1 protein-coding gene is annotated in these 689 nt (G+C 73.8%); it reads right to left on the minus strand.

The features are described from left to right. The coding region (locus EJC77_RS11615) for a DUF222 domain-containing protein (RefSeq protein ID WP_125612784.1) at nt 1–445 on the minus strand (445 nt) is incomplete at its 3' end. Nucleotides 446–689: the final 244 nt, after the last annotated feature.

Below are 689 nucleotides of genomic sequence, written 5' to 3' on the forward strand. Positions count from 1 at the left end.
GCTGGCCGGTTGGTTGGCCGGGTCTGGATTCCGCTCCGGTCCCGGAACCGCCGGCGAGGTCGGTGAAGCGGGGCCGGGGTCCGGGCCCGACCGTCGATTCGCCGGGGTCCCTGGCCGTGCCGGGAACCTCTGCGCTGGGAGCGTCGGTCGGGCTGCAGGGGGCGTGCGTGGTGAGGCGGTGGATGAGGGCGTCGGCCATGAGTTGGCCCTTGGACCGCGGGTCGCCGGCGGCGGTGGCGGTCGCGGCGAGGCCGGTGAGGGTTTTCAGGATGGTGACCCCGCAGGTGAGTGGGAGCAGGGCGGAGAGCCAGGTCATGCCGTCCGGGGCCGGGCGCAGGGAGACGTGCCGGTTCGTGACCGCCTGGGTGTGGCGTTTGACGAACGCCGCCGGGTCGGCGGCGTACGCGGCCGCCCGCGCGGCCGCGGCCAGTTCTCGGGTGCCCATCCGGGCCACCGTGTCGGGGTCGGCGCATAACCGTTCGTCGATAGCGGCCCTCTGGGCCGGGGTGAGGAACGCNTTGTTCGGACAGGTGCCCGGACGCCAGGGCTTTCAATGTCCACGGCAGCCGCGCGGCGAGCGTCACGGCCAGGTCATGGTGCACGCCGCCGGCGTGGGGGGATTCGTGCCGGGCCAGGGCGATCTCGTCGGCGATCTTCGCCGCCAGCATCTGCCCCGTATACCCGGCGGT

It is taken from the genome of Specibacter cremeus (assembly GCF_003946885.1).
Lineage (GTDB): Bacteria > Actinomycetota > Actinomycetes > Actinomycetales > Micrococcaceae > Specibacter > Specibacter cremeus.